The organism is Mesorhizobium sp. P2_B5, from assembly GCF_056404775.1.
Genome location: NZ_JBFUDJ010000001.1, coordinates 758,354 through 772,120, shown reverse-complemented (window position 1 = coordinate 772,120; position 13,767 = coordinate 758,354). Strand labels below are relative to the sequence as shown.

At 62.6% G+C, this 13,767-nt stretch carries 17 protein-coding genes; 7 read left to right on the top strand and 10 right to left on the bottom strand.

Going from position 1 to position 13,767, the window contains the following annotated elements; genetic code table 11:
* Positions 1 to 100: 100 nt before the first annotated feature.
* The 3 genes from AC1D1N_RS03890 to AC1D1N_RS03880 all read left to right on the top strand — a co-directional run bounded on the left by AC1D1N_RS03890 (position 101) and on the right by AC1D1N_RS03880 (position 2,781).
* Positions 101 to 1,378 carry a polyhydroxyalkanoate depolymerase gene (locus AC1D1N_RS03890; protein ID WP_477346718.1) on the top strand — a complete coding sequence of 426 codons (1,278 nt, stop codon included), beginning with the start codon at positions 101 to 103 and terminating at the stop codon, positions 1,376 to 1,378.
* A gap of 192 nt (positions 1,379 to 1,570) precedes the next feature.
* Positions 1,571 to 2,188: a transglutaminase-like cysteine peptidase gene (locus tag AC1D1N_RS03885; RefSeq protein WP_477346716.1), complete on the top strand. Its 618-nt coding sequence runs from the start codon at positions 1,571 to 1,573 to the stop codon at positions 2,186 to 2,188.
* Positions 2,189 to 2,556: 368 nt separating this feature from the next.
* Positions 2,557 to 2,781, top strand: a complete 225-nt coding sequence (locus tag AC1D1N_RS03880) for a hypothetical protein (protein ID WP_477346715.1) — start codon at positions 2,557 to 2,559, stop codon at positions 2,779 to 2,781.
* Between the two features lie 65 nt (positions 2,782 to 2,846).
* On the opposite strand, the gene AC1D1N_RS03875 is transcribed toward AC1D1N_RS03880, so the two are convergent.
* Genes AC1D1N_RS03875 through AC1D1N_RS03860 form a run of 4 tightly spaced genes read right to left on the bottom strand, consistent with a single transcriptional unit; the run spans position 2,847 to position 5,573 of the window.
* Complete coding sequence (locus tag AC1D1N_RS03875) at positions 2,847 to 3,215, bottom strand: helix-turn-helix domain-containing protein (RefSeq protein WP_352583126.1); 369 nt, start codon at positions 3,213 to 3,215, stop codon at positions 2,847 to 2,849.
* 13 nt (positions 3,216 to 3,228) lie between these two features.
* Positions 3,229 to 3,747: a Smr/MutS family protein gene (locus AC1D1N_RS03870; protein ID WP_477346712.1), complete on the bottom strand. Its 519-nt coding sequence runs from the start codon at positions 3,745 to 3,747 to the stop codon at positions 3,229 to 3,231.
* Positions 3,744 to 4,844: a murein transglycosylase A gene (mltA, locus tag AC1D1N_RS03865; RefSeq protein WP_477346710.1), complete on the bottom strand. Its 1,101-nt coding sequence runs from the start codon at positions 4,842 to 4,844 to the stop codon at positions 3,744 to 3,746. The genes AC1D1N_RS03870 and mltA overlap by 4 nt, the downstream gene beginning before the upstream one ends.
* A gap of 24 nt (positions 4,845 to 4,868) precedes the next feature.
* A complete protein-coding gene (locus AC1D1N_RS03860) occupies positions 4,869 to 5,573 on the bottom strand; it encodes a Tim44/TimA family putative adaptor protein (protein ID WP_436262182.1) in 705 nt (234 codons plus the stop codon).
* A 198-nt stretch (positions 5,574 to 5,771) separates the two neighbouring features.
* On the opposite strand from AC1D1N_RS03860, the gene AC1D1N_RS03855 reads away from it, so the two are divergent.
* Positions 5,772 to 6,272: an FxsA family protein gene (locus tag AC1D1N_RS03855; protein ID WP_112560247.1), complete on the top strand. Its 501-nt coding sequence runs from the start codon at positions 5,772 to 5,774 to the stop codon at positions 6,270 to 6,272.
* Positions 6,273 to 6,597: 325 nt separating this feature from the next.
* Complete coding sequence (secB, locus tag AC1D1N_RS03850; protein WP_112393905.1) at positions 6,598 to 7,101, top strand: protein-export chaperone SecB; 504 nt, start codon at positions 6,598 to 6,600, stop codon at positions 7,099 to 7,101.
* Positions 7,102 to 7,312: 211 nt separating this feature from the next.
* Here secB and AC1D1N_RS03845 read toward each other — a convergent pair whose 3' ends face one another.
* The 6 genes from AC1D1N_RS03845 to AC1D1N_RS03820 all read right to left on the bottom strand — a co-directional run bounded on the left by AC1D1N_RS03845 (position 7,313) and on the right by AC1D1N_RS03820 (position 11,741).
* Positions 7,313 to 7,600 carry a GIY-YIG nuclease family protein gene (locus AC1D1N_RS03845; protein ID WP_477347367.1) on the bottom strand — a complete coding sequence of 96 codons (288 nt, stop codon included), beginning with the start codon at positions 7,598 to 7,600 and terminating at the stop codon, positions 7,313 to 7,315.
* Positions 7,601 to 7,786: 186 nt separating this feature from the next.
* Complete coding sequence (dnaQ, locus tag AC1D1N_RS03840; protein WP_203277373.1) at positions 7,787 to 8,491, bottom strand: DNA polymerase III subunit epsilon; 705 nt, start codon at positions 8,489 to 8,491, stop codon at positions 7,787 to 7,789.
* Positions 8,492 to 8,619: 128 nt separating this feature from the next.
* Positions 8,620 to 9,204 (bottom strand): dephospho-CoA kinase, encoded by a 585-nt coding sequence (gene coaE, locus AC1D1N_RS03835; protein WP_477346707.1) that lies wholly within the window; start codon positions 9,202 to 9,204, stop codon positions 8,620 to 8,622.
* A gap of 13 nt (positions 9,205 to 9,217) precedes the next feature.
* A complete protein-coding gene (locus tag AC1D1N_RS03830) occupies positions 9,218 to 10,045 on the bottom strand; it encodes a shikimate dehydrogenase (protein WP_477346705.1) in 828 nt (275 codons plus the stop codon).
* A complete protein-coding gene (locus AC1D1N_RS03825; protein WP_477346703.1) occupies positions 10,038 to 10,637 on the bottom strand; it encodes a Maf-like protein in 600 nt (199 codons plus the stop codon). Before AC1D1N_RS03825 ends, AC1D1N_RS03830 begins: the two co-directional genes overlap by 8 nt.
* Before the next feature lie 282 nt (positions 10,638 to 10,919).
* Positions 10,920 to 11,741, bottom strand: coding sequence for a pyruvate, water dikinase regulatory protein (locus tag AC1D1N_RS03820; RefSeq protein WP_477346701.1), 822 nt, complete (start codon positions 11,739 to 11,741; stop codon positions 10,920 to 10,922).
* 401 nt (positions 11,742 to 12,142) lie between these two features.
* Here AC1D1N_RS03820 and hemE point away from each other — a divergent pair, with 401 nt between their 5' ends.
* Positions 12,143 to 13,174: a uroporphyrinogen decarboxylase gene (gene hemE, locus AC1D1N_RS03815; protein WP_477346699.1), complete on the top strand. Its 1,032-nt coding sequence runs from the start codon at positions 12,143 to 12,145 to the stop codon at positions 13,172 to 13,174.
* On the top strand, positions 13,174 to 13,722 hold the full coding sequence (gene hemJ / locus AC1D1N_RS03810) for a protoporphyrinogen oxidase HemJ (protein ID WP_436262176.1): 549 nt from the start codon (positions 13,174 to 13,176) through the stop codon (positions 13,720 to 13,722). Before hemE ends, hemJ begins: the two co-directional genes overlap by 1 nt.
* The last annotated feature ends 45 nt before the right edge of the window (positions 13,723 to 13,767 follow it).

The window sequence follows — 13,767 nt, the reverse complement described above, 5'->3', positions numbered from 1 at the left end:
CGTATTGCATCGCAGCAATATCTTGTTAACCTCCGCGCGAAACATTCAAGGCTCGGCGCTGCTCGTCGTCCCTTCGATCACGGCAGCTGCGGAGTACCTGATGTTCTACCAGCTCTACGAAATGAACCATGCCGCCATTCAGCCCGCGCGGCTTTATGCCGATGCGGTGCGGCTGTTCTACACCAACCCGCTCAACCCGTTTTCGCACACGCACTGGGGCCGCTCGGTGGCTGCAACCGCCGAACTCTTCGAGCGCACGACGCGCCGCTACAGCAAGCCGCATTTCGACCTGACCAAGACCGTGGTCGACTGGAAAAGCGTCGAGGTCAGCGAAAAGACGGTGTGGTCGCGGCCGTTCTGCAACCTCACCCGCTTCGAACGATCGGTGCCTGCCGGGCGCAAGGCCGACCCCAAGCTTCTGATCGTGGCGCCGATGTCGGGCCATTATGCGACGCTGCTGCGCGGCACGGTCGAGGCGATGCTGCCCTATGCCGACGTTCACATCACCGACTGGGTCGATGCCCGCATGGTGCCGCTGACCGACGGACATTTCGACCTCGACGATTACATCGACTACATCATCGACATGCTGCATGCGCTGGGGCCCGACACCCATGTCATGGCGGTTTGCCAGCCTTCGGTGCCGGTGCTGGCGGCGGTGGCGCTGATGGAAAAGCGCGGCGATCCCTTCGTGCCCTCGACCATGACACTGATGGGCGGGCCGATCGATACCCGCCGCAACCCGACCGCGGTCAACCTCCTGGCCAAGGAAAAGGGCATCGACTGGTTCCGCGACAATGTCATCATGAACGCGCCCTGGCCGGTGCCGGGCTTCGGCCGCGAGGTCTATCCGGGCTTCCTGCAGCTGTCGGGCTTCATGAGCATGAACCTCGACCGCCACATCATCGCCCACAAGGACTTCTTCATGCACCTGGTCAAGCATGACGGCGACAATGCCGAGAAGCACCGCGACTTCTACGACGAATATCTGGCGGTGATGGACCTGACGGCGGAGTTTTATCTGCAGACCGTCGACACGGTGTTCGTGCGCCATGCTCTGCCCAAGGGCGAGATGATGCATCGCGGCGAGGTTATCGACACCAAGGCGATCAGCAACGTCGCGCTGTTCACGGTCGAGGGCGAGAACGACGACATTTCCGGGCTCGGCCAGACGCAGGCCGCGCACGACCTCTGCCCCAACATCCCGGCCGACCGGCATGCCCATTACATGCAGCCGGCCGTTGGCCATTACGGCGTCTTCAACGGCTCGCGTTTCCGCTCCGAAATCGTGCCGCGCATCGTCGATTTCATCACCAGCTACGGCCGCCAGAACCGCGTTGCGGTCAAACCGAGGCTGGTCCGCTCCGCAAGAGGTTGAGGCTCGATACAGCTGTGGCGTGCATTGCCTGCAGAAGCGGGGCGACTTTGCACGCCAGAGGCGTTCTGTTGCACAATAGACGCTGTCGGGCGGGCGCGGGTAACCATGCCGGAGAATCTAGCTCCCCCCATAATTGACACGGACTGTAAATCCCCTTTAACCTTTCGTTAACAACAAGGGCGAACGGGGACAATGACTTCCTCAGCGATGGCACGGACGCTGCGCTTGTGTGCGGCAACAGGGCTGGCGGTTTTGGGATGCTGGGTGGCGCCGGCTTCGGCGGGCGGCGCCATGGCGACCGGCGGCATGACCTCGCAGCCGATCGGCCATTATGATTTCTGCAAGTCCAATCCGGGCGAATGCTCGATCCGGCCAAGCAATCTCAACCCGGCTGCGATGACCGACGCCTTCATGCGCAAGCTGATCAGCGTGACATCCAGGGTCAACGCCACCGTCAAGCCGATGAGCGATTACGACATTTACGGCAAGGACGAAGTCTGGGCCTATCCGGACAAGGGCGTCGGCGATTGCGAGGACTATGTGCTGGAAAAGCGCCGCCAGCTCTCCCGCTCGGGCGTGTCGCTGGCCGATCTCCTGATCACCGTCGTGCGCAAGCCGGACGGCGAAGGCCATGCGGTGCTGACGGTGCGCACCGACAAGGGCGACTACGTCCTCGACAATCTCACCGACAAGGTGAAGATCTGGGACGCCACCGGCTACCGCTTCCTCAAGCGGCAGGCGATCGACAACACCGGCCGCTGGGTCTCGATCCGCGGTGGCCAGCAGGTGTTGGTCGGCGCGGTCCAGTAAGTAGGGACACGGCGGTTTTTCGAACGGTCCGCTGCGGGCCGATCCATATCGGCGCCCTGGTCATTTTCACAAGATAGGTCGGCGCCGCCCCTCATTGCCGGGCATTTCTCCCCGTATAGTGACGGGGAGAAAGAACGCTGTCGCCTACGATTTCGCCAACCGTCGAGCGCGCCGAGACTACCGCCAGTCCTCCCGTCACCATACGGGGAGAAGGTGCCGGCAGGCGGATGAGGGGCGGCGCCGCCTCGACGAGATTTGCTGCTGCACTCCGAACCGCCTCCCAAAAAATAATTCGCAGTCTCCGTGAACCAAACGGTCTGTGCCGGCGACACATAGCCGTAACCAGAACCCAATCACGGAGACTTCCAATGACTTCTTTCCTGCGTACTGCTTTCCTTGCCGCCGTCGCGGTGTCGTCCCTGGCCGGGTCGGCCTTGGCCGATCAGACCATCACCTGCTCGGACACCAAGAGCAACGACTGGTGGGCTGGCCGTTGCTGCAGCGCCGGCACTGCAGATTGCCTTGGCCACGAGGGCCATGGCCGCGACCATCACGACAATGGCGGCCGGGGTAGCACCGCCGGCAAGAAGTGATGCAATGCCTCGCCGGCGATCGCCTCTGCAATTGAGGCGAACGCCGGCAAGCGCCTCATGCCATCCTATCCGGCACGTCCAAGTGCCCCCCGGATCGACGCAGTGATGCGGCGAAGCTCGGCTTCGTCCAGCTTCTCGATGTTTTCGGCCAGCAGATTGGCAAGTTCGGTCGCGGCGGGACTTAGCCCGGACGTGTCGAGCTTTACGCGCGGATGCGAGGCTTCGGCCAGCCGCGCCAGCTCTTCGGCATCGTCCCAGATGACGTTGAAATAGCCGATGATCTTCTGGATCAGCGTCCAAGTCGGCGCGCCGCGGCGGCCATGTTCCAGTGCCGACAGATAGGCGGCGCTGACGCCGATCGCCTGCGCCATGTCTTTCTGGCGGACGCCGCGCTCGGCTCGAAGCGCCCGCAGTTTTTCGCCGAATGGCGTCATCGGACCGCCCCCATCAGCGCAGCCGCCTGAGCCGAGCATAGAGCGCGCCCGAACCGCCATGGTTGCGGGCGGCATGGTCGTGGCTGGAAACCAGCGGCCGGAAGGCGGGCGTCGACAGCCAGGCCGGCACGGCACGTCGCAAGACGCCGTCGCCGCCCGATGACGAACCTTTTCCCGTAATGATCAGGACATAGCGGATGCCGCCGGCATGCGCCCGGTGCAGGAACGAGAACAACAGCGAATAGGCCTCGTCCTGGGTCATGCCATGCAGGTCGACGCGGCCTTCGATCGGCAGCCGGCCCTTCTTCAGCTTGTCCAGCGTCGGCTCGTCCAGCGCATGCGAAACCTGTTGCGCTTTCGGTTTGGAGGCAACGATCGGGCCGACAGCGACCGGAGTCTGTGACGGCTTGGGGTCGACGACGATGTCTGGAATGTCGACCGCCATCCTTCCCTTCAATGGTCGCGCCGTGCGCGCCACCAGGTTCCACAACACCCGGTCGTCCTCGCTGAGCCTATCGGGGCGCTTGCTCATCGATTCGTCTCCGAAACGAGAGCTCTTGGAACCAGCGCATAGAAATCCGCCTCGTTGCGCACGACCCCAGCGATCTCGCCGGCGGCATCGCCTGAACCAGCAAAGAGATCGCCGCGCGCCGGTCCGGTGATGGCCGAGCCGGTGTCCTGCGCGATCATCAACCGCCGGAAAGGCATTTTGTCGAACGCTGTCAGCCTCGGTGCATCGATATAAAAGGGCGTGCCGAATGTGTGCAGCAGCCGGTCGACGGCGAGCGAGCGGCCCGGCGTCAGCGGCACCTTGGCGGCGGCGATCGGACCGAGTGCTGCATCGTCGACATCCGCTTCTCGAAAGAAGATGTAGGAGCGGTTCTGCCAGAGGATATCGTCGAGGCGATCGGGATGCGCCCTGAACCAGGCGCGGATCGACTGCATGGTCACTTTTTCGAGCGGGATCTCGCCGAGTTCGGCGAGGATCTTGCCTGGTCCCGTAAAACGCTGGCCGGATTTGGCGGCATAGGTGACGCGGCAAAGCCGGCCGTCGGTCATCTTCAGTCTGGCGGCGCCCTGCACATGGATGAAGAACGCATCGACTTTTTCTGCAAGCCAGGCGATTTCCAGGCCTTTGCCGGCCAGCGCGCCGCGCTCGATCTGGCCACGGTCGAAATACTCTACCGGCCCCTGCGGCGTCTCACGGGCGAAGACCAGATACTCGTCCATGCCCTCGGGACGGTTGGCACCGTCGATGTCGATGAGATCGCGCGGCCGCGCCAAAAGCGGTACCGGGAATTCTTCCGTGCGCGCCGGCGAGGCCTCGACCTCCGGTTCGTAGAAGCCGGTGACCAGACCCGCATTTTCGGCCTGAACCTTGGCTGGAACGAAATGACGCTCGAAGAAATCCTTGGCGGCCGACCGATTCGCCGGCGAAACGGAACGCGCCTCGTCATAGGCGCCGGCAAAGGCGTCGAACCGGACACCGAGCGAACCGGTGCGATAAGGCTTGTTCAGGACATGACAGGCCGAACGGCGGAAGGCTTCGAAGGCGGCAAGGTGATCGTCCGCAGCCCAGCCGGGAAGATCACCAAAGGATTTCTCGACGAAAAGGGACGATAGCGACACCGTGGCCCCGCCAATGTCCGGGATTCAGTCTTCTTCCTCGGTGGCGACCAGCTTCCAGTTCGGATCGCGCGAACGTGTGTCGCGGGCAAAGGTCCAGACATCCTTGACCTCGGCCACCGTCTCGGGATCGCCATCGATGACAGCACCCGCCTTGTCGCGGGTCGCCGAAATCAGCTCGCTGACGATGCGCAGCGTGATGTGGGCCTCGCCACCCTTCATCTCGGCCGAGACGATGTCGGCCTTGTCGATCCCGACGAAGGAGGACTGGATCTTTTCAGCTTTCGCCTCGCGGTCGCCTATTGCGGCGACGAAACCATCAAAAACCTCACGCGACAAAAGGTTCTTCAGCGTTTTGCGGTCGCCATCGGCATAGGCCATGACGATCATCTCATAGGCCATCTTGGCGCCGTCGACGAAACCCTTCGGGTCGAAGGACGGATCATTGTCCTTGATCGTGCGCAGGCCTCTGTTCAGATCGGTGTCGGGCTTGGCGAAAGCGTCGATGGCCGCATAGGTCTCGGCAGCCGTCTCGCCCGGCAGGCGCTTGCGCGGCAGTGAAACCACATTTTCGGGCTTTTGGGTCGCGTCCTTGTCGTTGCGGCTGGCCGTGTAAGGATCGAAGGGCGGGCGTTCGCTGCCCGTGCGGCGGCCGAGCACGTTGCGCAGCTGGAAAAAGATCACCACTGCGGCAATCAGAAAGAAAATGGTGCCGAAGTCGAAGAATCCCATATCTTTCGCCAATCAATCCCTGACCTGGCCGGGACCGCCGGCCAATCCGGGCCGCGGTCGCATAGCGTTCAACATGCAAAGCATATAGAACGCATGGCGCAATCATTCAAATCAAAGGCAGGCATACCTATCTAACGGCCTCAGTGCCAGCGGCGATTGTACGCCGCCCGGCAAAACATGGAAACGATCGGTCAAGACTTGCGCATTTCCTTCCTCCCCTTGTTCCTGCTTGCTCTGCCGCTGCTGGAAATCGCCGGTTTCGTCATTGTCGGCCGCGAGGTCGGGGCGCTGGCGACGGTCGGCTTAGTGCTGGCTTCCAGCCTTGCCGGCGTGCTTCTGCTCAGGCACCAGGGTTTTGGCGTCATGGCGCGGGTGCGCGCCGAGATGGCCGGCGGCGGCGACCCCAGCCGCCAGCTCGCGCACGGGGCCATGATCGTGGTCGCCGCGATCCTTTTGATCATTCCCGGCTTCATCACCGACATTATCGGCCTGCTTCTGTTCCTGCCGCCGGTGCGTGACCTTGCCTGGAGCAGGCTCAAGGGCCGCATCGTCGTCGCCACCGATTTCACTACCGGTGGTTTCCGCGGCAGGTCGCGCGACAAGGTCATCGATCTCGACGACGGCGACTATTCGCGCGAGGACGATTTCAAGCGCGGCCCCGACCATAACTCGCCCTGGCGGCGGCTGAAGGACGACTGAGGCTGCGCTTCGTCATCCTGGGGCGGAGCAAGGAGCGAAGCGACGCGCGCAGACCCCAGGATCCATGCCGCGACCTTCGAGCGCTGCAACGGCACAGAACTTGGGGCGTCAACGAGACGATGGCCATTCTGAACCGCCGCGCCCTTCGACCAACGTCACGGCATGGATCCCAGGGTCTCCGCGACGCCGCTGCGCGGCTGCTTCGCCCTGGGATGACGAACTGAGAAGCAAGGCGGCAAACCTTGTCTTGTCATGCCGACCATGCTAGCCAACGCCCGATTTCAATTCGGTCAGCGCTGCTGCCCAGGCAAAAGGATCAAGGCTCATGGCCAGCAAAGATGACGCGCCGGTCGGCGCCGCCAACGGCAACAACGGCGAAACGGCGCAGCCGTCGCTCAACGTGCTCGCCCAGTATGTGAAGGACCTGTCCTTCGAAAGCCCCGGCGCGCCGAACTCGCTGCGCGGCCGCGACAAGGCCCCCGGTATCGCCATCAACGTCAATGTCAACGCCAACCCGCTCTCCGACAAGCAGTTCGACGTCAATCTGACGTTGAACGCCAAGGCGTCCTTCGACCAGGAAGTGCTGTTCAACGTCGAGCTGGTCTATGGCGGCGTCTTCGCTATCTCAGGCTTCCCGCAGGAACACATGCTGCCGATCCTGTTCATCGAATGCCCGCGGCTCCTGTTCCCCTTCGCCCGCCAGATCATCGCCGAAGCCACCCGCAATGGCGGCTTCCCGCCGCTGATGCTCGACCCGATCGATTTCGCGCAGATGTTCCAGCAGAAGCTGGCCGAGGACCAGGCGGCCTCGAAGGTCAAGGTGAGCTGAGAAGGCTCTACGCTAGTGTTTGAAAAGCCCGGCCTTGTGCCGGGCTTTTTGTTGGAGACGTTGGTGGGACAGCGCTCCTTCGAGGTTGGCCGCAAATCCTCGCGTCTTCGTCATCCTAGGGCGGAGCAAGGAGCGAAGCGACGCGGCGCAGACCCTAGGATCCATGCCGTGACGGTGGTGCAGTGCTTCGACGGTGCAAGAAATCGGGTGCCTACCACCCGGTTCCGCGAAAGAGCTCGAACCACTCCGGATTGGCCTTCTCGATCAATTCGATTTTCCATTGTCGCGGCCATCGCTTCAGCGACTTCTCGCGCTGGATCGCATCTGTAATGTCGAAATATTCCTCGTACCAGACCAGCCGTTGCACGCCGTAGCGGCTGGTGAAGCCCGCGCCTTGTCCGGATTTGTGTTCCGGCATTCGGCGGCCGAGGTCATTGGTGACGCCGATGTAGATCGTGCCACGCTTCTGGCTTGCAGTCATGTAGACATAGCCGGTCATGGTTTCAGGGTAGCGGGCGCCGGTTCGCGAACAAGCGTCATTCCGATGCGCCGGCATCCTACGATCAACGTCACGGCATGGATCCTAGGGTCTGCGCTGCGTCGCTTCGCTCCTTGCTTCGCCCTAGGATGACGAAGACGCGAGGAGTCTCAGCTAACCCTCAAGGTTCGAGCAGGTTCGTCAAAATCACCCCGCCGCCACCTTCAGCCACAGCGCCTTTTCACCCAACGTCGCCACCAACCCGGCATGCGCTGCGCGCTCGCCCTCGGTCAGTCGTGGCGGCAGGGCGATCGGCCGGGCGGCGATCGAGATGTCGATGTCGGCGACGTCACCGTTGCTATTGACCTGCACCGCCACCGTTTCGAGGATGAGCGCCGCCTGCTTGCCGCCGATGAGTTCGATGTAGACTTCGGCCAGCAGTTCGGAATCGAGCAGTGCGCCGTGCTTGGTGCGGTGGCCGTTGTCGATGCCGTAGCGGCGGCAGAGCGCATCGAGCGAATTGGGACCCATCGGGTGCTTGCGTCGCGCCAGCGCCAGCGTGTCGACGACGCGCCCCGTATCGATGACCGGCTGGCCGAGCCGGCCGAACTCGGTGTTGAGGAAGCCGATATCGAAATTGGCGTTGTGGGCGACAAGCTTGGCGCCGTCGGTAAAGGACAGCCATTCCTCAGCGATTTCGGCAAAGGTCGGCTTGCCGACCAGGTCGGCGGCGCTGATGCCGTGCACGGCCTGCGCCTCGTGATGAACGGCGCGCCCTTGCGGGTTGATGAATTTGTGGAAGGTGCGCCCGGTCGGGAAGCGGTTGACCAGTTCGACCCCGCCAAGCTCGATGATGCGGTCGTCGCGCATGTCGAGGCCGGTGGTTTCGGTATCGAAGATGATCTCACGCATCGAATCAGCTCACTCCTAAGCAAGCAGAATCATACACCGGAACAAAATGGCAATGGGCTATGCCTGACAGCCTGCCGTCAGGAGGCTGGCCCGATCGACTTATCCCCCGGGAGTTCTGCCCGAGGAGTTCATCGCGCGGAGAGTTCGGCAATGATGGCGTCGACAGCGGCGCGGGCCGCGTCCATCCCTTCGCCGGTGTCGATGACGAAATCGGCCAGCCGGCGTTTTTCGGCGTCGGGCACCTGCTTGGCCAGGATCGCCGCCAGCTTTTCCTCGCTCATGCCGGGCCGCGCCAGCACACGAGCGCGCTGAACCTCCGCCGGCGCGGTGACGACGACGACCTTGTCGACGCCGTTGCGGCCACCGGTTTCGAACAATAGCGGAATGTCGAGCACGACAAGCGGCACGCCGGCGGCGCGGTGTCTTGCCAGAAAGGCATCGGCGTCGGCGCGGACCAGCGGGTGTATGATTGTCTCCAATGTCTTCAGCGCGGCGGCGTCACCCAGCACCCTCGCGCCTAATTTCGCACGGTCTACGACGCCGGACACTGTGGTGCCGGGAAAGGCTGCTTCGACCAAGGGCGCGGCCTTGCCGGAATAAAGCCGGTGCACGGTCTCGTCGGAATCATGCACTGGCACGCCGGCGTCGGCGAACATCTTCGCCGTCGTCGACTTGCCCATGCCGATCGATCCGGTAAGGCCGAGCACGATCATGTCTTGGCGTCCATCATTTGCCGACGATGTCGGCGACGATCATCTGCCGCAATTCGGCAGTGACCTCCGGCTTCTGGCCGAACCAGCGCTCGAAGCCGGGCACGGCCTGGTGCAGCAGCATGCCGAGCCCGTCGACCGTCTTCAGATTTCTCGCGCGGGCGGCGGCGAGAAGCGGCGTCTCCAGCGGCACATAGACAATGTCGGCGACAATGGCGTGGTCAGGCAGGCCTGCCGGATCGGCGGCGAGCGTGGCATCGCCATGCATGCCGAGCGCCGTGGTGTTGACGAGCAGACCGGCATCGGCAAGCAGGTCTCCGACCGCGCCATGCGCCGAAACGCCGGCGCCGAAGCGGTCTGCCAGTTCCTGCGCCCGCGCTAAAGTGCGATTGACGATGCGAATATCCCTGACGCCACGCACCTTCAGCGCGTGGATGACCGCGCGCGAGGCGCCGCCGGCGCCGAGCACCACGGCCGGGCCATTCTTGTCCCAGCCCGGCGCGTGCTCGTCGAGATTGCCGGCAAAGCCGATCCAGTCCGAATTGCCGCCCCACAACACGCCGTCTTCCAGCCACAGCATGTTGACGGCGCCGATCATGTCAGCCGCTTCGTCGCGGCGCTCGACCCGGGCGAAGGCGACTTCCTTGTGCGGGATGGTGACGTTGCCGCCCTGGTAGCCGTTGGCCTGCAGCGATGTGAGGAATGCGGGAAAATCGGCCGGCGCGACATCGATGGCGCGGTAGCTGCCGTCGATGCCGTATGTCTTCAGCCAGTAGCCGTGAATCTTCGGCGAACGCGAATGCGCGATTGGGTGGCCGGTGACGAAAGCTTTTCTCTCAACCATCGATGGCTCCGAGCGCGCGCAATTCCTTGAGCACCGGCAAGAGCGGTAGGCCGACAATGGTGAAATAGTCGCCTTCGATCTTTTCGAACAGCTGGATGCCTTCGCCCTCGATCTGGTAGGCGCCGACGCTAGAGAGCGCCTTGGCGCCGACGCGGGCCAAATGCCGGCCGATGAAAGCAGGATCGAGCTTGCGCATGGTCAGGCTGGCTATGCCGACATGGCGCCACAGCACCCTGCCGTCGCGGCACAGCACCACGGCGCTGTTCAGTTGATGGGTCTTGCCGGACAGCGCCAAAAGATGGCGGCGGGCGCCTTCCATGTCGGCCGGCTTGTGGAACACTTCATCTCCCAGTGACAAAGTCTGGTCGCAGCCGAGCACCAGCGCCCCCGGTCTGCGCTCGCTGACTTCGGTGGCCTTGGCCTCGGCGAGGATCAGGGCGACATCCTCCGGCGACACGCCGCTGTCCTGCAACGGCGCCTCGAGCGCGCGTTCATCGACATCGGCCGGGACGGCTTCGATGTCGAGCCCGGCATTGACGAGCATTGCTTTGCGGAACGGACTGCCGGAAGCGAGGATGATTTTTTCGGTCATTTTAGCACTCGGCGCAGATACAGGGACGGTTGGAGTATCGGGCGTTAATCCGCAACGTTGACGCCGCCCCTCATTGTCCTGCCGGACATTTCTCCCCGTATAGTGACGGGGAGAAAGGGCAGCTTCGGTCCACGCGCCACCTCTTGCCACGCTGGTGATTGGCGAAACCATCGAAGGCGGCGCCCCTCTCCCCGTCACTATACGGGGAGAGGATGCCGGCAGGCAGGTGAGGGGCAGCGCCGAACCTCCATCAGGAAGAGCGGCAAAGTCATCTCCGCTCAATTACCTATTCTTCCCCCGCAGGGCAACGATCGCTGCCGCGGTCTCTTCGATCGAGCGGCGGCTGACGTCGATCATCGGCCAGTTGTGGCGGGTGCAGATCTGGCGAGCATAGGCGAGTTCCTCGGTGATAGCTGCACGGTCGACATAGTCAGTCGCTTCGTAAGTACTGCTGTTGCCGAGCACGCGGTTCTGGCGGACATGCGAGATGCGTTCGGCGGTGGCGATCAGGCCGACGATCAGCGGCTTGCTGGCGGCGACCAGGCTTTCCGGCACCGGCACGCCGAGCACGATCGGGATGTTGGCGGTCTTGATGCCGCGGTTGGCGAGATAGATGCTGGTCGGCGTCTTCGATGTCCTGGAAATGCCGATCAGCACGATGTCGGCATCGTCCATATTGGCCGGCAGTTGGCCGTCATCATGCTCCATGGTGAAGTTGAGCGCATCGATGCGGCGGAAATAGTCGGCGTCGAGCACATGCTGGGCGCCGACGCGGCGGCCAGCCGGGGTGCCGAGATAGGACTGGAAGACGGTCAGCACCGGCTCCAGCACCGAGACGCAGGGCAGGCCCATCGCGGCGCAACGCTCGTCAATGCCGCGCGCCAGCTTCTGGTCGACGACCGTATAAAGGATGATGCCCGGTTCCTCCTCAATGTCCTCGAACACTTTCGCCACCTGCTTTTCGGTGCGGATGAGCGGGTAGATGTGCTCAATGGCGCGCGCATCCTTGTATTGCGCCGAGGCTGCCCGGCCGGCCGCCAGCAGCGTTTCGCCGGTGGCGTCGGAAATCAGGTGCAGGTGGAAGAAGCTCTGGGGTTTGTTCACAGGGGGCACCTGGGGCTGTGGGCTGGTGTGGATAAACAGGGACCGGAAAGGCGACCGGCTGGAGGCGACTGTATCAGAAGGCAGGTTGTCCACAATTCGATGCGCTGTCGGCTTCGTCGGGCGGTTGGGGACAAATCTGGGGACGGGGATTCTTGCCAGCGCTTCGTCCACAGAGCCCGTTTTGCACGGCTGGCGTCAAGCCCTTGACTCCAGTGATGGAATCCCGGTCATCCACACTCTCCGCCAATCCCTGGGAAGAAGCACGCGACAATATGCTGGCTGGCCTTTTCCAGGGCGAAGCGGGACAGGTGACAACCACCACAACCAACAGACTCTTAGAATCAGAAGATTCTAGAAATAGACTATTTAATTATAGAGAAGGCAGGGGAAGAGAGCGCTCAATGCCCGAGAACCGCATCATGCTGGACGTGCTGAGAGGCAAGGCAGCGTTTCCGCCGCCGCTCTGGATGATGCGTCAGGCCGGGCGTTATCTGCCGGAATATCGCGAGACCAGAAAGCGTGCCGGATCCTTCCTCGATCTCTGCTACAATCCAGACCTTGCCGTTGAAGTGACGCTACAGCCGATCGAACGCTTTGGCTTCGATGGCTCGATCCTGTTCTCGGATATCTTGGTGGTGCCGCATGCGCTGGGCCGCGATGTGCGCTTCGAAGAAGGCCGCGGACCGCTACTGACGCCGATCAATGCGGCCGAGATTTCTCAGCTCAACAGCGAAACGTTTCACGTGAATCTCGAACCGGTCTACGAGACGGTTCGCCGATTGCGGGCAAAACTGCCTGACGAGACGACATTGATCGGCTTCTGCGGCGCACCGTGGACAGTGGCGACCTATATGATCGCCGGCCATGGCACGCCTGACCAGGCGCCGGCCAGGCTGTTTGCCTATCGCGAGCCGGTCGCGTTCCAACAGCTCCTGAAAGTTTTGGCTGATCATTCGGCGGCCTATCTGATCCGCCAGATCGAGGCCGGTGCCGACGTGGTGCAGATTTTCGATTCCTGGTCCGGCGTGCTCGACGATGCGTCATTCGACCTCTTTTGCGTTGCGCCGGTGGCTGAGATCGTCCGCCAGGTAAAGGCAGTCCATCCGGACGTCCCGATCATCGGTTTTCCCAAAGGCGCCGGTGCTCGCTACCAGAGCTATCGACAGAAGACTGGCGTAACGGGGCTGGGGATCGACTGGACCGTACCCCTGGCAGCAGCGAAGGCATTGCAGGCCGGTGGCGCCGTGCAAGGCAATCTCGATCCCTTGCGGCTCGTGGCTGGCGGCAAAGCCCTGTCCGACGGCGTCGATGCGATCCTGAAGACGCTGGGCGACGGACCGTTGATCTTCAATCTCGGCCACGGCATCACGCCGGAGACGCCGGTGGCGCATGTCGAGGTAATGGTGAAGCAGGTGCGGAGCGCGACACGCTGATGGCTCAGTCGAACGATAAGGGCAACGCAGCCAGCAGCACGGGTCAGGCAATGGTGCGCATGACCGTTGGCATCGGAGTGCTGGTAGCTCTCACCGCACTTTTGTTTTTCTTCGCGCCCGAGGGTTTTTATCCCTGGGCGAAGGCGATCCATATCCTCGCCGTCATCTCCTGGATGGCGGGCATGCTCTATCTGCCGCGGCTGCTGGTCTATCACGCCGATGCCGAGAAAGGTTCGGTTCAGTCTGAAACCTTCAAGGTGATGGAGCGGCGCCTGCTGCGCGGCATCATCAATCCGGCCATGGTCATCACCTGGGTGTTCGGCCTGTGGATGGCCTGGAAGATATTTGGTTTCCATGGCGGTTGGCTGCACGCCAAGATCGGTTTGGTGCTTCTGTTGTCCGGCGTGCATGGGTATCTGGCTGGCGCTGTCCGCAAATTTGCTGAGGATCGCAACGAAAAACCGGCAAGGCACTGGCGGATCGTCAACGAGATCCCCACATTGCTGATGATCGCCATTGTGATCCTGGTTGTCGTCAAGCCGTTTTAGGCGTTTGTTTGACGCAATTCCGGACGGGAAGCCGCCAACACTTTT